The following is a 19,384-nucleotide window of genomic DNA, read 5'->3' on the forward strand; positions in this document are numbered from 1 at the left end:
TTTTACATGAAGCTATACGGGTCGATATCGACCTGCACGCGGACACTGCCCGGTGTTTTGACCTTTGATAGCCAGTCATGAATAAGCGCCTGCATCTTCACCCCTTTATCCGCACGGATCAGGAAACGACGGCGATAGCGCCCGCGCAACAGCGATAGCGGTGCTGGTGCCGGTCCCAAAATCATCAGGCCATCGCCACGCGGCGCTGCCCGGCCGATCCGCCAGGCGGCTTCGTCGACTTCGTTTTCCTTTTTGCCGCTGATGATAAGGGCAGCAAGTCGCCCATGCGGGGGCATGCCATGGGTCATGCGCTGGGACAGCTCGACCTCGTTAAAGGCATCGCGATCACCAGCTGCAATCGCCTTGATCACCCGGTTGGCCGGATCGGCTGTTTGCAAAATGACCGTGCCCGGTCGATCACCACGCCCGGCACGCCCGGCGACCTGGGTCAGCAATTGATAACTGCGCTCAGCCGCCCGCAAATCCCCGCCCGCCAGACCAAGATCGGCATCGACAACCCCGACCAGGGTCAGCATCGGAAAGTGATACCCTTTGGCAAGGATCTGGGTCCCGATCAAAAGATCGACTTCATGGTTATGAACCCGCTTGACCAGTTCGGCGGCGGCCTTTGGCCCCATGATATTATCGGATGTCGCGACCTCGACCCGGATATCGGGAAAGGTTTCGACCGCTTCTTCAAACAGGCGTTCCACCCCCGGACCGCATGGGGCAAGCTTGCCCTCGGCCCCGCATTCCGGGCAGGTATCAGGGGCCTTGGCCTGATAGCCGCAATGATGGCATTGCAGCTTTCCCCAGGCGCGGTGTTCAACCAGCCATGCCGTACAGTTCGGGCACTGGAACCGATGCCCGCAGGCCCGGCACAGGGTCAATGGCGCATACCCCCGCCGGTTCAGGAACAACATCGCCTGTTCCCCGCTGGCAAAGGTTTCAACCAGCCGCTTTTTCAGGGTCGGCGTGATCCAGCGATTGCGTTCGGGTTTGTCCGAACGGATATCGATGATTTCGACACTGGGCAAAACCGCCACCCCGTGACGGCTGCCAAGCTCGACACGCTGATAGCGGCCGGCTTCGACATTGGCCAAAGTTTCAAGCGATGGGGTCGCCGATGCCAGCACCACCGGAATATTGCCAAGATGGGCCCGCGCCACAGCCATGTCGCGCGCGTGATAAATCACGCCATCTTCCTGTTTGAAGGCATGTTCATGTTCCTCATCAACCACAATCAGACCAAGATCGTGATAGGGAAGGAACAAGGCCGACCTAGCCCCGACCACAAGTTTTGCCGATCCGTCTGCCACCGCCCGCCAGGTATCGCGACGCCGCGCCTGCCCGACTTCCGAATGCCACAGGGCCGGGTTCACACCGAACCGGTCGCGAAAACGTTGCAACCACTGAGCCGAAAGGGCGATTTCGGGCAACAGGACCACCACCTGCTTGCCCTCGGCAAGGGCGGCACGGATCGGTTCAAAATAGACCTCGGTCTTGCCTGATCCGGTGATGCCATCAAGAAGGGTACAGGAAAACCCGCCACTTTCGACCTGTGCACACAGGGCATCTGCCGCCGCTGTCTGTTCGTCCGAAAGATCGGGCCGCGGGATTTCAAGATCCGGCAGATCAAACGGCGAAGGCGGGGTCACCATCAAGCGTTGTACGGCACCTGCTTCGACCAGCCCCTTGACCACACTGGCCCCGGCCCCGGTTTCGCGCAGGATATCGCCCTGCTCCATGGGGGGATGATCGGCAAGAAACGCCAGAACGCGTTTGCGCGGCGGTGTCATACGCAGCGACGCCGCATCAAAATCCGCATTGAGCGTAAATCTGAAAATCGGTTTGGGGGCCTCAAGGGCATCGGGCACACTCATTGCCATGCGCAAAACGGCACCTTGCGGGGCCATGGTATAGGCCGACACCCAGTCAACGAACCGGCGCGTTACATCGGCCATCGGTTCGGTCGGGAGAACGCCGTAAATTTCACGCAGTTTGGACGACTCGACATCGCCCTTGGCCGGTCCCCAGACAACACCGCGCTGGGTTTGGCGCCCCAGCGGAATTTCGACAAAGTCGCCGGGTGCCACAGAAATGCCTTCCGGCACCAGATAATCATACGGCCCCGCCAAAGGCAGCGGCGGCAACACAGAAATCGTCTGTGCGGTTACCTGAAAGGCCGGATCATCAGCAAACAGATTTCCAGATGTGGCCTTTGCGGCACTCATATATTATAAACCCCGTGAGATTGCCTGTAGCGCCGAACCTGATTTGCGGGTTCCGGGCCGTCAGGCAAAGACGTAAACGGTCCCACAGCCATGGGTTTGGTCCCGTCATCAGATGGCTCTGACCCTAGCAGCTAACCGCATCATTGAACAACAGGTCCTAAACAGGAAATCCAATGAAGTTTTTCATCGATACCGCTGACATCGACGCAATCCGCGAACTCGCCATGTCCGGCCTCGTGGACGGTGTCACCACCAACCCGTCGCTGGTAGCAAAAACAGGCCGACCGTTTCTCGAACTGATCAAGGAAATTTGTGACGTTGTCGACGGCCCGGTCAGCGCAGAAGTTGCAGCGACCGACTACGACACCATGGTTGCCGAAGGCCGCAAACTGGCGAAAATTGCCGACAATGTCGTCGTCAAGCTGCCGCTGACGGCTGATGGCCTCAAAGCTTGCCGTACCTTCACCGACGAAGGCATCCAGACCAACGTTACCCTTTGCTTCTCGGTTGGTCAGGCGATCCTGGCTGCCAAAGCAGGCGCGACCTATGTGTCGCCGTTCGTTGGCCGTCTTGATGACATTTCGTCTGATGGCATGCAGCTGATTGCTGACATCTGTGAAGTTTACAACAACTACCCGAACTGGACGACCGAGGTTCTGGTTGCTTCGGCCCGTGGCCCGCAGCACGTTGTCGACTCGGCACGCCTTGGTGCGGATGTTGTCACCATCCCGCCGCAGGTTCTTGGCCAGTTGACCAAACACCCGCTGACCGACAAGGGTCTTGAGACCTTCCTGGCGGATTGGGAAAAAACCGGCCAGTCGATCCTTTAAGCCGTCCCGTATCCGGCACGACAGATAAAAACCGCGCGGTGCGCCGGTTTTTAACATGCATTTAACCCGGCTGCCCGCATTGTGGCAGCCGGTTTTTTTATTTCTAATTTTTCAAGCCGGAACCGATGGAAAAGACAGCTTTGCGCGCCGACGATGTCGTCAACTACCTTGCCGAGAATCCAGATTTCTTTACGACGCGTCCGGACTTGCTTGAAAGTCTTGAATTGCCGGTGCGCGAGTTGGGCAATGGCGTTGCCGACATGCAGCAATATGTCGTGGCGCGCCTGCGCGATGAACGCGAAAAGCTGCGCGGCGCAACCAGCGAACTGATCAATATTTCCAAATCCAATCTTGAAACCCAAAGCCGCATTCACCGTGCGGTTCTGGCATTGCTGAATGCGCGCGGTTTTGAAACCTTTGTCGAAGCACTTCAGGACCTTGTGCCCGAACTGCTTGATCTTGATGCGATTGCGCTGTGCTTTGAAGAATGCGACGAGGCCCCGGTGCCAAGCTGTGGTGGCCGTGTCCGGCGCCTCGTTGTTGGTGCGGTTGATCAGGTTCTTGGCGAAGAACAGGATGTATGGCTGTTGCCTGATGATGCCGGGGATGAGGCGATCTTTGGTCCGCGGGCCGAGGAAATCCGGTCAGCAGCAATCGTCCGCCTTGCACCGTTTTATGGCGATCCGGTCGGTATCGTTGCATTTGGCGTCAAGGAACCGGGATATTTCAGCCCGGCCCAGGCCAATGATCTGATCATGTTCCTGGCATCCGTGATCGAGTTCGGGGTACGCAGATGGCTGACCCAAACGGTCTGATCGCCCTTAAACTGCCCGACGACCTGCGCGAAGCCATTGCCGACTGGCGGGGGTGGCTTTGCGATGAAAAACGTGCATCCGATCACACCACGGAAAACTATCAGGCCGACCTTTATGCCTTTTTGGGGTTTGTCACCGACCATCTTGGCGCGGTCCCTGATCTGAAAGATTTGCTGCGTCTGAACCCGCGCGATTTTCGAAGCTGGCTGGCCCGGCGCAGCATGGATGGCATGGCCAAAACATCAACGGCGCGTGCGCTGTCATCGCTGCGCAATTTTTACCGTTTTCTCGAACGGTCCGGGCGCGGGCAAAATGCCGCCGTGCAATCCATCCGCAACCCGCGCCTTCCGCAATCCACACCCAAGCCGCTGACGCCTGATGATGCGATGGCGGTGCTTGAAAATGCCGATGCCTGGCAGGATGAGCCATGGCTTGGCAAACGCAATCTGGCATTATTCACCCTGCTTTATGGCTGCGGGCTACGTATTTCCGAAGCACTGGACCTGAATGCCAATCAACGCCCGACCGGGGATTCGATGGTCATCACCGGCAAAGGTAACAAACAGCGCCTTGTCCCGGTCTTGCAGATTGTGCGTGATGCCATCGATGATTATATCCGCGCCTGCCCGTTTGCCCCGGACGGTGATGAACCGCTTTTTGTCGGCGCGCGCGGCAAACGGCTGGTCGCACAGGTCGCCCAACGTGAAATGCGCAAGGTCCGCGAACTTTTGAACCTGCCTGATACGGCGACCCCGCATGCGTTGCGCCATTCCTTTGCTACCCATCTTTTGGCCGGTGGCGGGGATTTGCGCACCATTCAGGATTTGCTCGGCCATGCGTCGCTTTCGACCACCCAGCGCTATACCGCGGTCGATACCGAACAGTTGATGGCAGTCTATAACGGCACCCATCCCCGGGCGCGGCGGCGATAAACCGTCATTCCGGAAATTTGGCGGAAACGATCCGGGTTTCCATGCGTTGGCACTGTATCATTCACCCAACGGGAGACCGCCATGAAACTGTTTCGCTCACGCCGTTTTGACGCCAGCCCGAAACACCGCCAGGTCTATAGCGCCTATGAGATTGCCTATTCGACAGTCGATCTGCTTGCTGCGGTGTTGTTCATCATCGGCAGTGTGCTGTTTCTTGATAAGGCCACGATGCATGTCGGGACGTGGCTGTTTATCATCGGCTCGGTCCTTTTCGCGGCACGCCCGGCTGTAAGGCTGGCGCGCGAACTGCATCTTTCGGGACTTGGCGATGGCAAGACCGACCGTCAGCATGCCGATCAGTCCGCGCAAAGCTGAGCTCTGCTTTGGCCTTAGCGCGCATTTTGCAAAATTTCGTTTCCACCGGCTTGCAGTTCCCCCTTACACTGCCCGCAAACAATTGATTCGACCGGAGGAAAATCATGATTCTGCGCTCCAGTGGCCCGTCGCCGTTTGGCCGGAAAGTCAAAATGGTTGCCAAGATTCTTGGCATCTATGACCGTTTGACCGTCGAGATGTCCAACACCAATGATCCGCAAGACACATTGCGCCAGCAGAACCCGCTGGGCAAAATCCCGATCCTGATTCTGGATGACGGCCGCAAGATTTTTGATAGCCGCGTGATTTGCGAATATCTTGATGCGCAGGTCGATGGCATCACCCTGCATCCGACCGAAAGCGACGCCCGGTGGGAAGCATTAACGCTTCAGGCGCTTGGCGATGGCATTGTTGATGCCGCGATTCTTCAGGTTTATGAAAACCGCATGCGCCCCGAAGACAAGCGCCATGATGACTGGCTGTCCTATCAGGCAGACAAGGTCAAACGATCGCTTGATCTACTTTCCCAGACCCCGCCATCGCTTGAAGGCGATCTTACGATCGGGCATGTCGCGATTGCCTGTGCACTCGGGTATCTTGATTTGCGCTTTGAGGGCAAATGGCGCGCGAGCTATCCTGCGCTTGTGGCCTGGCTTGATGCCTTCCGGGCGCGCGTCCCGGCCTTTGACGCGACCAAGTTCGAAGGTTGATCTTTTATCGATCCCGCCCATGGCATGATAGGCGGGATCGCATATGCCCAAACAATAACGACCCGATTTCCCAAAACCCGGAGCCTCACCCGTTATGTCCCGTCTGAACAGCGTTATCCGCCGCCTGCAAGCCCAACGCGACTGCCTGAATGCCGCCGCAGAAATGATCAAGGATCAGGACGGCATCGTACTGGAAGTCGGTCTGGGCAATGGCCGGACATTCGACCATCTGCGCGAAATCATGCCGGATCGGGAAATCTTTGTATTTGATCGTCAGATCGCCGCCCATCCGAAATGCATCCCCGATGACGATCATCTGTTCCTTGGCGATATTTTCGAAACCCTGCCCAGGGCGGTCGAACAATTCAAAGGCAAGGTTGCCCTTGTCCATTCCGATGTTGGTACCGGGGACGAGGCCCTTAATGCCAAAATCGCGGCCTTTATCGGCCAGACCCTGCCTCCTGCCTTGATGATCGGGGCGATTGTCGCCTCCGATCAGAAGATCGACGTACCCGGCACGATTGCCGAACCCCTGCCCGAAGGTGTACCGCAGGACCGCTATTTCTTCCGGCGTTTCAAAGGGCAATAATCCGCCCGCCCGACAAACTGGCCATAATTGGCCACCGCCCGTAATCCACCATCAGGATGCCAGACCGTGACCACCAGTAATGCCTCCTCCCCCAGCGGATCGCAGCTTTCCGAAGCACAGGATTTCCTGGCCAAATATCCCGATGTCGAAGCCATCGACATTATCCTGACCGATTTCCACGGCATCGGGCGCGGCAAGATGATCCGTCGGCACGAGTTGGAAGGCATTTATAAGTCCGGGCGTGGCTTGCCAAGCTCCCTTTTCGGGCAGGACGTCACGGGCGAGGATGTTGATGATTGCGGTCTGGTCCAGACCGGGGGCGGCGGCGATTGCCGGTGCTGGCCGGTGCCGGGCACGCTTGGCTATCTGCCCCATACCGGTCGCGGGCAGCTGTTGATTGCCATGTATGAAGAAGATGGAACACCCCATGATGTTGACCCGCGCAATGTGTTTGCCGCACAGGTCAAACGGGCCGGGAAACTCGGCTTTCGCCCGATGGGGGCGTTCGAACTTGAATTTTATCTGGTGGATCGCACGCCCGATGCATCGGGCCTTTATCACCCGGCATCCTATGCCATGACCAAACGCGGGTCGTCGCTTCGCAATACCATGTCGGTTGACGAGATTGACGAAATGTCACCGCTGTTTGATGCGGTCTATGAAGGCGCAAAGCATCTTGACCTTACCCTGGAAACCCTGATTTCCGAATATGGTCCGGGCCAGTATGAAATGACCATTCGCTATCGCGATCTGATGCGTGCAGCCGATGACGTCATCATTGCCAAACGTCTTATCCGCACCTGTGCACGGCGTTTCGGCATGGAAGCGGTATTCATGCCAAAACCGTTTGGCAATGAAGCCGGGTCAGGCATGCATTTGCACCTGTCACTGGCCGATCCGGACGGCAACAACCTGTTTGCTGATCAGGCGGACGGATCGCTCAGCCCGCTGATGCTCAATGCCATTGGTGGCATTCGCGGAACCATCGGCGAAACCATGCTGCTCCTCGCCCCGTTCATGAATTCATGGCGTCGATTTGCATCCGCGATGTATTCACCGGCATCCGATGACTGGGGCGTTGAAAACCGCACCGTGGCGCTCCGCGTTCCGGGCACACCGGGCAAAACGCGCCATTTCGAACACCGCATTGCCGGTGTGGACGCCAACCCGTACCTGGTGGCCGCCGTTACCCTTGGTGCCGCCCTTGACGGGATCGAAAACAAGATTGATCCGGGCAAACCATGCGAAGATGAAATCGGTCAGGCCAAAGCCCCCAACGACCTGCCGCGTCACTGGCTTGATGCGATTGACCAGTTTGGGGCATCCGAGTTCAACAAACGCACGCTTGGCGAACGCTTCCACACTGCCTTTACCAAAATCAAGCAGGCCGAATATGAACATATGGCGCTTAAGGTTTCGGCTGCCGAGTGGGAATATTACGGGTTTTCCGTTTAAGGAAGATCGGTGATCGACCCGATTGTGCACCAAACCAGCCCGCCATCGAGGTGGCAGCTGGAATTTTATGTCCTGCGTCTGATGCATGACCGGGTGAATAACTGCCCCATTTCCTTGCCATCCCGGCTTAATGGCGATATTCAGGTTCCAAACTGTCATTAACTTGCAATGCCGGGCCCCGCGACTTATCTCCGGCTTGCAAACAGGCGAGATGAGACAACGCCATGAATGAAATGATCACCATTGCCGAAGCTTCTGCTGACGCAATGTCGGAAATGCAGATTGATCCGACCCTTGATCTGGAAGCTGAGATTCAGCGCCTGAAAAAGGAAAAGAACGCGATCATTCTGGCCCATTACTATCAGGATGGGGAAATTCAGGACCTTGCCGACTTTGTCGGCGATAGTCTGGACCTGTCGCGCAAGGCTGCCGAAACCGATGCAGATGTTATCGTTTTCTGCGGTGTGCGTTTCATGGCGGAGGTTGCCAAAATCCTCAGCCCGAACAAAACCGTTCTGCTGCCGGATTCGAAAGCGGGTTGCTCGCTCGAAGATTCGTGTCAGCCCGAACCGTTCCGCAAATTCCGCGAACAGCATCCTGATCACGTATCCATCACCTATATCAACTGCTCCGCAGAGGTGAAGGCCGCGTCCGATATTATCGTGACCTCGTCCAATGCGGCCGAGATCATCGATCAGATCCCGCTTGATAAACCGATCCTGTGGGCACCTGACCGCCATCTTGGTTCTTACCTTGCCAAGAAAACCGGTCGTGACATGACGCTTTGGAACGGGTCGTGCATCGTGCATGAACAGTTTTCCGAACGCGAACTGATCCGTCTTAAGACCCAGAACCCGGATGCCAAGATCGCTGCCCACCCGGAATGCCATGACGGTATTCTCAAACATGCCGATCACATCGGGTCGACCCGGGCCATTCTGGAATATGTGATCAACGGTCCGGACCAGAAATATCTGATCGCGACCGAGCCCCACATCATCCACCAGATGGAAAAGGCCGCCCCGCACAAGGAATTCATTCCTGTACCGGGTGCCGACGGATCATGTGCGTGCAACAATTGCCCGTTCATGGAGCTCAATACGCTCGAAAAGCTTTATCTGTGTCTTGTCAATAACGGCCCGCAGATCGTCATGCCCGAAGACCTGCGTGTAGCAGCGGTCAAACCGCTTGAACGCATGCTTGAAATGTCAAAGCACATTCCGGTCAAAAAAGACGACGCGGCCTAAGCCGGATCACCTTACAGCCCCGCAAATCTTGCGGGGCTGTTTGCCTTTCCCATCGCATTTAATACGGCACCCACCATGACCGTCCTGACCCAGGCTGAAATTTCGGAATTCATCGACCGCGCCTTTGCCGAAGACATCGGAACCGGCGACATCACATCTGACAACGTTGTGCCCGCTGATGCGCGCCTGCGTGTTGCCCTTGAAACCCGAGAGGATATCGTGGTTGCCGGGCTTGATATCGCGCTGGACTGTTTCCGCAAACTGGTCCCCGATGCCAAAATCGAAAAGCATTGCGAAGATGGCGATGCGATCAAGGCAAAGGACGTTCTGGCCGTGGTTGAGGGCAATGCGCGCGGTATTCTGACCGCGGAACGTACCGCCCTTAATACGCTTCAGCATCTTTCGGGCATCGCCACCACCACGCGCACCTATGTGGCTGCCATGGGCGAAACAACGGCGAAGCTTTTAGATACCCGCAAAACATTGCCGGGTTGGCGCAAGCTGGAAAAATATGCCACCCGCATGGGGGGTGCCCAGAACCACCGTATGGGTCTTTATGACGGCGTGATGATCAAGGACAACCATATCGGTGTTGTCGGATCGATCACCAAATGCGTCGAAGCTGCCCGTGCCGCCAATCTGCCCAAGATCGAGGTTGAATGCGACACCCTTGATCAGGTGGCCGAGGCCGCCAATGCCGGTGCCGATATCATCCTGCTTGATAATATGGGACCTGATATGCTGCGCGAAGCCGTCTCGATTGTTGATGGCCGCTGCAAGACCGAAGCATCGGGTGGCGTAAACCTTAAAACCATCGGGGCGATTGCCGCCACCGGTGTTGATTACGTATCGGTCGGGCGCATTACCCAGTCGGCCCCGGCGGTTGATATCGGGCTGGATGTTGCCATCCTGTAATCGCACCATGCCCCATCCGGACACACAAAAATCACCGCAAAGGATTATCCGGACCGCAAACTGGATTTTGCGAGAAGGGGAAAAAGTGCTTTCGGTGCGCAGTCATGGCCGCGACCGTTTTTATCTTCCGGGCGGGAAAATCGATCCGGGCGAAACCGCCCGCGATGCCATCATTCGCGAAGTCACCGAGGAACTTGGCGTCACCCTGATTGATGACAGCATCCGGGAAATCGGCACCTTTGCCGGGCATGGCCACAATCAGCCCGACGGGGCGATTGTGCGCATGACCTGTTTTACGGCCGACTATCGCGGCATGCTTGCCCCGGCCCGCGAGATCGCCGAGCTGCGCTGGCTGACCCAGCGCGACCGTGACCTGATGGCCCCGATGGGCCAAAAGATCACAGCGGCACTTTTTGACATCTGACAGGTTTGTACTTTCGTTCCGGGCAATTCCTAGCGCGGGGCATCTGCATCCGGATCGCCACCGGCATCCGGGATGCCGCGGCTCGACGCGTCCTGATCGCGTGAAATATCCTTGGCGGCCGATGGCGGTGTTGCCTGCTGATCGGCACCATGTTCGTCAACATCATCCGATTGCGGGGCCTGCTTGTCCTCGACCTGCGGGGTTTCGGGGCGCGGTCCGGTCTGACCGCGGCCGGCATCGCGGATTGCCTCGGTCAGCTTGTCGATATCACGCAGATTAAGGTCACGCTGCGGGAACGGAATTTCGATGCCTTCGTCACGGAACCGCTGCACAAGTTCAAACCGGATCGAACTTGCAACCGCCATGACATCACCGATATCGCGCAAGAAATAGCGCAGCTCGAAATCAAGCGAGCTGGCACCGAAATCCATGAACACAACCTGTGGGGCCGGATAGCTCAGGATTTCGCGACGTTTATCGGCCATCTCAAGCAGGATTTCACGCACCTTGTCGACATCGGCCCCGTATGAAACGCCGATCTTGATGATGCCACGGCCCGACCGTTCCTTAAGCGTCCAGTTCAGGACCCGGTTGGAAATCAGTTCGGAGTTCGGAATGACAACCGATGACCGGTCAAAGGTTTCAATTTCGGTTGCACGCACCCGGATGTCTTTGACAAAGCCCTGATCGGCACCAACCACGATCCAGTCCCCGACCTTGATCGGTCGTTCGACCAGAAGGATCAGACCCGATACGAAGTTGTTGACGATACTTTGCATACCAAAACCGATACCGACCGAAATCGCACCGGCAATGATCGCAAGGTTCGAAAGATCCATCCCCGCCGCCGAAATTGCCAGCAGCACCGCAAGACAGATCCCGGCATAACCGAAGATTGCCGAAACAGAATGTTGCAGCCCCTGATCAAGCTTGGTGTTGGGCAGAACCCGCGTACTGAGCATCCGCTGGAAGAACCGCATCGCGCCCAGAACAATGACAAACATCAGGGCCGCAAGCAGGATCGACTTCAGGGAGAAATGAATTCCCCCGACCTGGATGCCGACAAAGGCCTGCTGGACAGCAAGGATCAGGTCAACCCAGGCAATATCGGTAAAGATCATCACCGCGACCGGCACGGCAATCGTCACCATCACCACATCGATCAGAACACGCAGCCAGAAATACAGGGTGCCATGCACCGCATCGGTGGTTTTGCTGTCTTCGGCCGGTTCGGGGCGCACCAGATAGGTGTGCATCAATGCGCGGCTATAGCCGCGCAGCAACCAGTAACAGGTCAGGAATGCCAAACCCATCATCAGGTTTTCCAGAATGAAGCGCGCCAGCGCCACATAGCCCAGCGCCATCAGAACCGGCATCAGAATGGCGACGGCCTTCAGACCCCGGCGACTGCGCCGTTCAAGTTTGGGCCAGAATTCATGCCTGTCCTTTTCGTCATGCACCCAGAAGACGCCAAGCGACGACACAAACAGCAGGACCGAAATGATCAGAACATTGGAAATGCTTTGGACAAGCGCAATATCAAGCGACGTGCCAAGGGTTGTCGCACCCTGCAACAGCACCATGTCCCAGGCAAAAATCAATGCCACCACCAGCGACGAAACCCCGACAATCCGGGCACCGCGCGGCGTGGTCCCGGCCCGGCGCAGGGTCGGTGAAAATGGGGAATGAACGCTGCGAATGGCCGCACCGACAAAAAGCAGAAACAGGGCGGCGGCAAAGCATTGATGGATGAAATCGCCCATCGCTCCGTTCAAAAGGTCTTCGCGGGAATCAAGAATGCCGTATGCCACCAGCAACGCGATCCCGGGCACCATTGCAGTAAACAGGAACCGCGTCCCCGATATCAGGGCAACCCGGTCTTCGGACGGCACAGCTTTCCAGCGCGCCGGCATATAGCGCAGGACAAGGACTTCCCCGCCAATCAGGGCCGCAATCACGATAAAGGATAACAGAACAAGTCCAGGCGCAATTTCGGCAAGCTCGTCGGCCGCTTGACCTTCGAGTTCGAGGTTGGCATAGCGTGCCTGCACCATGCTGGGCAGACGCACAATTTCACCCCACGCGGTCAGCCAGACACCGGGATCAAGCGGCACATCAACCCGCCCCAGAATGCGGCGCGTGAAGCGTTCGCGGGCCAGCGCGGCAAGCTGATCGGAAAGTTCGGTCGCACGGAAATCAACAAGTTCAAGCTGCTTGATCACCCCGGTAACGCGCGCGATGTCCTGACCAATGCGTTCACGTTCGCGCGCGACGGCGGGGACTTCTTCCTGGCCTTCTGCCGGGGGTTCGCCCAGCTTGCCAAGGGCGGCTTTAAAGCGTTTCAGCCGCTCATCTGCCCGATCATGAAGGGTATTCACACCAAGCTGGATGGTTTCGATCTTGTCACGGCCATCGGAAATAAACCGGTTGGTGACTTCGTCACGGGCGATCGTCTTTTCCAGATCGCCAAGCGCATCATCCCATTCGGAAATCCGGTTCTGGGCGTTTTCCAGTTCGATTTTCTGAACGGCTTCCTGAGCCTTGTCGTCGCCTTGCGCCGCCACAGGGTGCGTCGCTGTCATCGCCAACAAACAGATTGCAAGACCTGCGAATACGTGACGAAGAGAAGTCATGCCTGATGATCCATATTGATGCTCAAAGACCGGTATTTGACCGTTTTGCCCGATTTGCAAACAAGTTACACTGAAGAATGTAACGAATCATCAAACGTTTCGTTCCCATGATTGATGAAATCGCCATCTGCTGATTGCCCGCATGATTTTCGGCAAAACAGCCAAGGAGCCCCCAATGCACAAATCGGCCCTGATCAACGCCTTTCAGATCAACCAGGACGGGTCGGCAAAACCGATCGAATGGAGCACCCTGCAAGACGGACTGCCAGCACCAAGCGAGACATCCTATGTCTGGGTTCATCTTGACTGGATGGGCGAAGGGGTGCGCAACTGGCTGATCAATATTGCCGGTATTGACCCGACGATTGCCGATACCCTTGCAACACGTGGAACCCGTCCTGGGGTGTTCTTTTATGATCCGGGTTATTCACTGAACCTGCGCGGGGTCAACCTGAATGCCGAAAATGACCCGGCCGATATGATTTCGGTGCGTTTCTGGGTCACCTCAAACATGGTCATTACCCTTCGCAATCAGTCGCTTAAGGCATTTGACGATATCCGTTCGGCAATTGCGCAAAACAGCGCACCGCGCAGCATTGATGATTTCGTTCTGACCGTGGCTGAAAGACTGATCCACCGGCTTGAAAATGTCGTGCGCGGCATCGAGGCAGATGTCGAAACCATCGAGGAAGACCAGGAAACCGTTGCCGAGGGCAAGACCCTTGCCCTGCGTCGGCGCGGGTCGGATATCCGCAATTCCGTCTCGCGGCTGCGCCGCCATCTGGCCCCGCAGCGCGACGCGCTTTCAAATTATGTCGAACAGAAACCGGCTTGGTCGGACAAGCGTTTCAAACGGCGCGGGCGGGCCCTGACCGACAAGACGATCCGCCTGATCGAAGAATTTGATTCGCTTCGTGAACGCATCCAGATCGTGAACGAGAACCTGATGGCGATCGAAACCGAACAGATGAACCGCACCATGTACTGGCTGACCGTAATTGCCGGTCTGTTCCTGCCAATCAGTTTTGTCACCGGGCTTCTTGGCATCAATGTCGGAGGCATTCCGGCGGCGGACAACCCGTACGGCTTTGTCACGGTTGCGGTGATTTTGACGGCCATTACCGCCTTTGAAATCTGGCTTTTCAAAAAAATGCGTCTGATCTGACAGGCGGGCATCACTGGCGATGCCACCCAAAGGGCAGAATGCGCAATCGCATCAAGCGCCTTGTTGCATTGCAATGCGTCTTGGCGCTATGACATTGCACATTGAGCTGATTTCTTTCACTGCATCCGAGACTTGTTGATGACCGACGGCCCGCTTTCCCGTTATCGCGCGAAAATCACATCTGGCGAGCTGTCCCACGATCCGATGCAGGAGCTGTGCGCGGAAAAACTCCAAAGCCTGAAAAATGCGCTGGCCCATTACGAACCCTCAACCGGGTCGGGCGGCTGGCGTGAACGGTTTGGATTGACCCGGCGCCGCGAAGAACCCACCCCGCCATCCGGGCTTTATATCTATGGCGAGGTCGGGCGTGGCAAATCCATGTTGATGGACCTGTTCTATGAAACCATCGACATTGAAAAAAAGCGCCGCGTGCATTTCCACGACTTCATGCAGGACGTGCATGAACGCATGCACCGGTTCCGCAAGACCAAGAAAAAAGATGACGCCGACCCGATCCCGCCCATCGCCAAGGACCTAGCCGATGGGGCCTGGTTGCTGTGTTTTGATGAAATGCAGGTCACCGATATCACCGATGCGATGATCCTTGGCCGCCTCTTCGAACAGCTGTTTGACCATGGCGTGGTGATTGTGACCACCTCGAACCGCGTCCCGGATGACCTTTACAAGGACGGCCTGCAACGTCAGAATTTTCTGCCTTTCATCGATATGATCAAGCAGAAGCTTGATGTGCTTGAACTGGCCAGCCCCACCGATTACCGGATGCGCAATCTGACCGCCGCAGACGTATTTCTGTATCCGTGCCAGCGTGAAGAAGCCGTTGGCAAGATTGATGAAATCTTTGAAACCCTGACACAGGGGGCACGCGTTGCCCCCGACAGTTTGACCATCAAGGGCCGCAAGATTGAAATCTCGGCCGCGGGGGCCGGTGTTGCCAAATTCAGCTTTGACGAGCTGTGCACACGTCCGCTTGGCCCGGGGGATTACATCGCCCTTGCCACGCATTTTCATACCATCGTCATTGATTTCATTCCCAAACTGCCAGATTCCCGCCGGGACTGGGCCAAACGGTTCGGAACGCTGATCGATGCAATGTATGAACACAAAACCAAACTGATCTGCGCAATCGAGTGCGACCCGACCGAGATTTACACCGACGGCGATTATTCGTTCGAGTTCCAGCGCACGGTGTCGCGCATGACCGAAATGCGCAGCCAGGAATATCTCGACATGGCGCATTTGACCTGATTTCTGGCCCATGGCGACCACGCAAATGATCACGGATCGCGCCGCCGGGATGGGCTAAAAAACGACTCCACCCATCAGAGTTTAAAACGGTTGCAATAATTCGCCATATGGGCGCGTATCGCCGGGTGATTCTTGCGTGAGGCATGTCACAAACGCACAATCGCGCAAATTTCATCGTATTAGCGTTTTTTCGTGTACGTGCCCGTCGCATGGCTGATGGCCGTTTCGTGCAATGCTGGGGCGGTGCAATCGGGATCGCACGCCCGAATTGGCAGCAAACGCGCAGACTGCCTTTCCTTTAGGCAGCCCGCAATCGTAAACAGGCTTTGGTTTTGCTGCGCATTCATGCCCCTTCGCAACCGCAACATGAACGGTTTTTAAGCGTTTAGACCATAGTTGCAACAAACCCCGAACCGGCGGTTTTCCTCGTTAAAACAGCGGGGTTTCCCCTTGTAAATCGAGACGATTCAGTTTACGACACTCGATGTTTACGAACGATTATTTCGCGTTCGCAGGTTTAAATTTTCAATCGCGCTCCCAAGTTGAGTTTCGACCCCCAGGAAGCGTAATAGGGAAGAAGGTAACGGAATGGCCCGCAACAAGATCGCGCTCGTCGGTGCTGGCAATATTGGTGGCACGCTTGCTCACCTCGTCGGCCTGAAAGAGCTTGGCGACGTCGTCCTTTTCGACATCGTTGATGGAATGCCACAGGGCAAGTCGCTTGACATTGCTGAATCCTCCCCCGTCGACATGTTTGATGCCGACCTCAAGGGTACCAGTGACTATAAAGACATCGCAGGCGCTGATGTTGTTATCGTCACCGCAGGTGTAGCTCGCAAACCGGGCATGAGCCGTGATGATCTCATCGGCATCAACACCAAAGTCATGACCCAGGTCGGTCAGGGCATCAAAGAACATGCTCCGAATGCATTCGTCATCGTCATCACCAACCCGCTTGATGCGATGGTCTGGGTGATGCAGCAGGCAACCGGCTTCGATCCGAAGAAAGTTGTCGGCATGGCAGGCGTTCTGGATTCGGCACGTTTCCGTTACTTCCTCGCAGAAGAATTCAACGTATCGGTCAAAGACGTTACCGCATTCGTTCTTGGTGGCCACGGCGACACCATGGTCCCGTCCATCCGTTATTCGACCGTTGCCGGTATCCCGGTTCCCGACCTGATCAAAATGGGTTGGACCACGCAGGAGAAAATCGACGAGATCGTACAGCGCACCCGTGATGGCGGTGCGGAGATCGTTGCCCTGCTCAAAACCGGTTCTGCTTTCTATGCCCCGGCTGCTTCGGCAGTTGCGATGGCTGAAAGCTACCTGAAAGACCAGAAACGCGTCATGCCGGTTGCTGCTTATCTGAGCGGCGAATACGGCGTTGATGGTATTTACGTCGGCGTCCCGGTTGTTCTGGGTGCTGGCGGTGTTGAGCGCATCGTCGAGATCAATCTTGACGAGTCCGAAAAAGCAAACTTCGACAACTCCGTGAACGCAGTTCGCGGCCTCGTCGATGCTGCTAAGGGCATGCTCTAAGAACGCGAAGCGGGCTGGTCGTTGACCGGCCCGTTTTTCAATCATTGGTGTTTTTAAAACTTCAATGATCGCGGGCCTCGCAAACAAAGTCCCTCCCGCATATACGGGGACATTGAAATCCCGATTTCTGACCCACAGGAAATCGTACGGAAGGCAAGAAAGCGACCGAACATGAATATTCATGAGTACCAGGCGAAAGAAATTCTTCGCAAATACGGTGTGACCGTGCCGAATGGCAAAGTTGCATATACCGCTCAGGAAGCCATCGAAGCTGCCCAGTCCCAGGCTGGTCCGGTTTACGTGGTGAAATCCCAGATCCATGCAGGTGGCCGCGGTAAAGGCACCTTCAAGGAAGCCAAAGCAGGCGATAAAGGCGGCGTTCGCGTTGTCAAAAGCGTCGAAGAAGTTGGCGCAAACGCTGAACAGATGCTCGGTTCGACCCTGGTGACCCACCAGACCGGTCCGGAAGGCAAAGAAGTCAAACGCGTTTACATCGAAGAAGGCTGCGATATCGCACGCGAACTGTATCTTTCGGTTCTCGTCGACCGCGCTTGCTCGCGCGTGATCTTCATGGCTTCGACCGAAGGTGGCATGGACATCGAAGAAGTTGCCGAAGCAACCCCGGAAAAGATCGTCACCGTTGACATCGATCCGGCTGCCGGCTTCTCGGGCTTCCATGGCCGTAAACTGGCATTCGCACTTGGCCTCGAAGGCAAGCAGGTTTCCAAAGCTGTCAAATTCATGTCGGCGATGTACCAGTGCTTCCTCGACACCGATGCAGCCATGGTTGAAATTAACCCGCTGGTCGTGACCGGCGAAGGCGACATCATCGCGCTCGATTGCAAAATGAACTTCGACGACAACGCGCTGTTCCGTCATCCGGACATCGAAAACCTGCGCGACGAAGACGAAGAAAACCCGGCTGAACTTGAAGCTGCCAAACACAGCCTCAACTACATCAAGCTCGATGGCACCATCGGCTGCATGGTTAACGGCGCAGGCCTGGCCATGGCAACCATGGACATCATCAAGCTTTATGGTGGCGCACCGGCGAACTTCCTTGACGTTGGTGGCGGCGCGACCAAAGAGCGCGTTACCACGGCCTTCAAACTGATCCTGTCTGACCCGAATGTCGAAGGCATCCTGGTCAACATCTTTGGTGGCATCATGCGTTGTGACGTGATTGCAGACGGCGTTGTGGCAGCTGCCCGCGAAGTCAGCCTGAACGTTCCGCTGGTTGTTCGCCTTGAAGGTACGAATGTCGAACTTGGCAAGAAGATCCTCGAAGAATCGGGTCTGCCGATTGTTTCGGCTGACAACCTTGCCGATGCCGCCGAGAAGGTGGTCAAAGCTGTGAAGGAGGCCGCGTAACTATGGCTGTTCTCGTCGATAAAAACACCAAAGTTATCTGCCAGGGTTTCACTGGTTCGCAGGGTACTTTCCACAGCGAGCAGGCTCTTGCATATGGCACCAAAATGGTTGGCGGTGTTACCCCGGGTAAAGGCGGCACCAAGCACCTTGACCTGCCGGTCTTCAACACCGTTGCCGAAGCGAAACACGTTACCGAAGCAAATGCTTCTGTAATCTATGTTCCGCCGCCCTTCGCAGCAGATGCAATTCTTGAAGCCATCGATGCAAAAATCGAACTGGCCGTCTGCATCACCGAAGGCATTCCGGTTGCTGACATGGTTCGCGTCAAGCGCGCGCTCGAAGGTTCTTCGACCCGCCTGATCGGCCCGAACTGCCCGGGTATCATTACCCCGGACGAATGCAAAATCGGCATCATGCCGGGTCACATTCACCGCCGCGGCAAAATCGGTATCGTTTCGCGTTCCGGTACGCTCACCTACGAAGCAGTTGCACAGACCACGGCCGCTGGCCTGGGTCAGTCGACCTGTATCGGTATCGGTGGTGACCCGGTCAACGGCACCAACTTCATCGACTGCCTCGACCTGTTCCTGAAGGATCCGGAAACCGAAGGCATCATCATGATCGGTGAAATCGGTGGTTCGGCTGAAGAAGAAGCATGTGAATTCCTGCAGGCTTCCAAAGTCAAGAAACCGGTTGCTGGCTTCATCGCTGGTGTTACTGCACCTCCGGGTAAACGCATGGGCCATGCCGGTGCGATCATCTCGGGTGGCAAGGGTACTGCCGACGCGAAAATGGAAGCCATGCGCAGCGCTGGCGTTCTTGTTGCCGATTCCCCGGCAAGCCTCGGCTCGACCATGCTGAAGGCTTTGAAGGGCTAATCTGGG

Annotated in this window: 17 protein-coding genes; 15 read left to right on the top strand and 2 right to left on the bottom strand. The window is 56.4% G+C overall.

Going from position 1 to position 19,384, the window contains the following annotated elements; genetic code table 11:
* Window positions 1-2 precede the first annotated feature (2 nt).
* Complete coding sequence (locus M9H61_RS11710; protein ID WP_250280562.1) at window positions 3-2,234, bottom strand: primosomal protein N'; 2,232 nt, start codon at window positions 2,232-2,234, stop codon at window positions 3-5.
* A 173-nt stretch (window positions 2,235-2,407) separates the two neighbouring features.
* Here M9H61_RS11710 and fsa point away from each other — a divergent pair, with 173 nt between their 5' ends.
* From fsa to M9H61_RS11760, 10 genes are all read left to right on the top strand, one after another.
* Complete coding sequence (gene fsa, locus M9H61_RS11715; RefSeq protein WP_068519907.1) at window positions 2,408-3,064, top strand: fructose-6-phosphate aldolase; 657 nt, start codon at window positions 2,408-2,410, stop codon at window positions 3,062-3,064.
* 125 nt (window positions 3,065-3,189) lie between these two features.
* On the top strand, window positions 3,190-3,879 hold the full coding sequence (locus M9H61_RS11720; protein ID WP_068519908.1) for a DUF484 family protein: 690 nt from the start codon (window positions 3,190-3,192) through the stop codon (window positions 3,877-3,879).
* On the top strand, window positions 3,858-4,811 hold the full coding sequence (locus M9H61_RS11725) for a tyrosine recombinase XerC (protein WP_250280564.1): 954 nt from the start codon (window positions 3,858-3,860) through the stop codon (window positions 4,809-4,811). The genes M9H61_RS11720 and M9H61_RS11725 overlap by 22 nt, the downstream gene beginning before the upstream one ends.
* 81 nt (window positions 4,812-4,892) lie before the next feature.
* Window positions 4,893-5,186: a YrhK family protein gene (locus tag M9H61_RS11730; protein WP_206928281.1), complete on the top strand. Its 294-nt coding sequence runs from the start codon at window positions 4,893-4,895 to the stop codon at window positions 5,184-5,186.
* Between the two features lie 104 nt (window positions 5,187-5,290).
* On the top strand, window positions 5,291-5,896 hold the full coding sequence (locus M9H61_RS11735; protein ID WP_250280566.1) for a glutathione S-transferase family protein: 606 nt from the start codon (window positions 5,291-5,293) through the stop codon (window positions 5,894-5,896).
* Between the two features lie 94 nt (window positions 5,897-5,990).
* Window positions 5,991-6,485, top strand: coding sequence for a class I SAM-dependent methyltransferase (locus M9H61_RS11740; RefSeq protein WP_101247287.1), 495 nt, complete (start codon window positions 5,991-5,993; stop codon window positions 6,483-6,485).
* Window positions 6,486-6,551: 66 nt separating this feature from the next.
* Window positions 6,552-7,940: a glutamine synthetase family protein gene (locus tag M9H61_RS11745; protein ID WP_250280568.1), complete on the top strand. Its 1,389-nt coding sequence runs from the start codon at window positions 6,552-6,554 to the stop codon at window positions 7,938-7,940.
* Between the two features lie 224 nt (window positions 7,941-8,164).
* Window positions 8,165-9,187: a quinolinate synthase NadA gene (gene nadA / locus M9H61_RS11750; RefSeq protein ID WP_101247289.1), complete on the top strand. Its 1,023-nt coding sequence runs from the start codon at window positions 8,165-8,167 to the stop codon at window positions 9,185-9,187.
* 75 nt (window positions 9,188-9,262) lie between these two features.
* The gene (nadC, locus tag M9H61_RS11755) at window positions 9,263-10,102 is read left to right on the top strand and encodes a carboxylating nicotinate-nucleotide diphosphorylase (protein WP_250280570.1); all 840 of its coding nucleotides are present in this window, start codon (window positions 9,263-9,265) and stop codon (window positions 10,100-10,102) included.
* 85 nt (window positions 10,103-10,187) lie between these two features.
* Window positions 10,188-10,526: an NUDIX domain-containing protein gene (locus tag M9H61_RS11760; RefSeq protein ID WP_250280572.1), complete on the top strand. Its 339-nt coding sequence runs from the start codon at window positions 10,188-10,190 to the stop codon at window positions 10,524-10,526.
* 29 nt (window positions 10,527-10,555) lie between these two features.
* Here the strand turns inward: M9H61_RS11760 and M9H61_RS11765 are convergent, their stop codons facing one another.
* Complete coding sequence (locus M9H61_RS11765) at window positions 10,556-13,159, bottom strand: mechanosensitive ion channel family protein (protein ID WP_250280574.1); 2,604 nt, start codon at window positions 13,157-13,159, stop codon at window positions 10,556-10,558.
* A 175-nt stretch (window positions 13,160-13,334) separates the two neighbouring features.
* Between M9H61_RS11765 and M9H61_RS11770 the strand changes: the two genes are divergently transcribed.
* From M9H61_RS11770 to sucD, 5 genes are all read left to right on the top strand, one after another.
* Window positions 13,335-14,324, top strand: a complete 990-nt coding sequence (locus M9H61_RS11770; protein ID WP_068520026.1) for a CorA family divalent cation transporter — start codon at window positions 13,335-13,337, stop codon at window positions 14,322-14,324.
* Between the two features lie 138 nt (window positions 14,325-14,462).
* Window positions 14,463-15,590 carry a cell division protein ZapE gene (zapE, locus tag M9H61_RS11775; RefSeq protein WP_101247292.1) on the top strand — a complete coding sequence of 376 codons (1,128 nt, stop codon included), beginning with the start codon at window positions 14,463-14,465 and terminating at the stop codon, window positions 15,588-15,590.
* A gap of 588 nt (window positions 15,591-16,178) precedes the next feature.
* Complete coding sequence (gene mdh, locus M9H61_RS11780; protein WP_068519918.1) at window positions 16,179-17,129, top strand: malate dehydrogenase; 951 nt, start codon at window positions 16,179-16,181, stop codon at window positions 17,127-17,129.
* Window positions 17,130-17,300: 171 nt separating this feature from the next.
* The gene (gene sucC / locus M9H61_RS11785) at window positions 17,301-18,500 is read left to right on the top strand and encodes an ADP-forming succinate--CoA ligase subunit beta (protein ID WP_068519919.1); all 1,200 of its coding nucleotides are present in this window, start codon (window positions 17,301-17,303) and stop codon (window positions 18,498-18,500) included.
* 2 nt (window positions 18,501-18,502) lie between these two features.
* Window positions 18,503-19,378 (top strand): succinate--CoA ligase subunit alpha, encoded by an 876-nt coding sequence (gene sucD / locus M9H61_RS11790; protein ID WP_068519920.1) that lies wholly within the window; start codon window positions 18,503-18,505, stop codon window positions 19,376-19,378.
* Window positions 19,379-19,384 lie beyond the last annotated feature (6 nt).

Source organism: Thalassospira sp. GO-4, from assembly GCF_023588965.1.
Classification (GTDB): domain Bacteria; phylum Pseudomonadota; class Alphaproteobacteria; order Rhodospirillales; family Thalassospiraceae; genus Thalassospira; species Thalassospira povalilytica.

Coding starts and splice junctions, on each gene's coding strand:
- M9H61_RS11710 (WP_250280562.1), bottom strand. CDS start 2,234: ATGAGTGCCGCAAAGGCCACATCTGGAAATCTGTTTGCTGATGATCCG.
- fsa (WP_068519907.1), top strand. CDS start 2,408: ATGAAGTTTTTCATCGATACCGCTGACATCGACGCAATCCGCGAACTC.
- M9H61_RS11720 (WP_068519908.1), top strand. CDS start 3,190: ATGGAAAAGACAGCTTTGCGCGCCGACGATGTCGTCAACTACCTTGCC.
- M9H61_RS11725 (WP_250280564.1), top strand. CDS start 3,858: ATGGCTGACCCAAACGGTCTGATCGCCCTTAAACTGCCCGACGACCTG.
- M9H61_RS11730 (WP_206928281.1), top strand. CDS start 4,893: ATGAAACTGTTTCGCTCACGCCGTTTTGACGCCAGCCCGAAACACCGC.
- M9H61_RS11735 (WP_250280566.1), top strand. CDS start 5,291: ATGATTCTGCGCTCCAGTGGCCCGTCGCCGTTTGGCCGGAAAGTCAAA.
- M9H61_RS11740 (WP_101247287.1), top strand. CDS start 5,991: ATGTCCCGTCTGAACAGCGTTATCCGCCGCCTGCAAGCCCAACGCGAC.
- nadA (WP_101247289.1), top strand. CDS start 8,165: ATGAATGAAATGATCACCATTGCCGAAGCTTCTGCTGACGCAATGTCG.
- nadC (WP_250280570.1), top strand. CDS start 9,263: ATGACCGTCCTGACCCAGGCTGAAATTTCGGAATTCATCGACCGCGCC.
- M9H61_RS11765 (WP_250280574.1), bottom strand. CDS start 13,159: ATGACTTCTCTTCGTCACGTATTCGCAGGTCTTGCAATCTGTTTGTTG.
- M9H61_RS11770 (WP_068520026.1), top strand. CDS start 13,335: ATGCACAAATCGGCCCTGATCAACGCCTTTCAGATCAACCAGGACGGG.
- zapE (WP_101247292.1), top strand. CDS start 14,463: ATGACCGACGGCCCGCTTTCCCGTTATCGCGCGAAAATCACATCTGGC.
- mdh (WP_068519918.1), top strand. CDS start 16,179: ATGGCCCGCAACAAGATCGCGCTCGTCGGTGCTGGCAATATTGGTGGC.
- sucC (WP_068519919.1), top strand. CDS start 17,301: ATGAATATTCATGAGTACCAGGCGAAAGAAATTCTTCGCAAATACGGT.
- sucD (WP_068519920.1), top strand. CDS start 18,503: ATGGCTGTTCTCGTCGATAAAAACACCAAAGTTATCTGCCAGGGTTTC.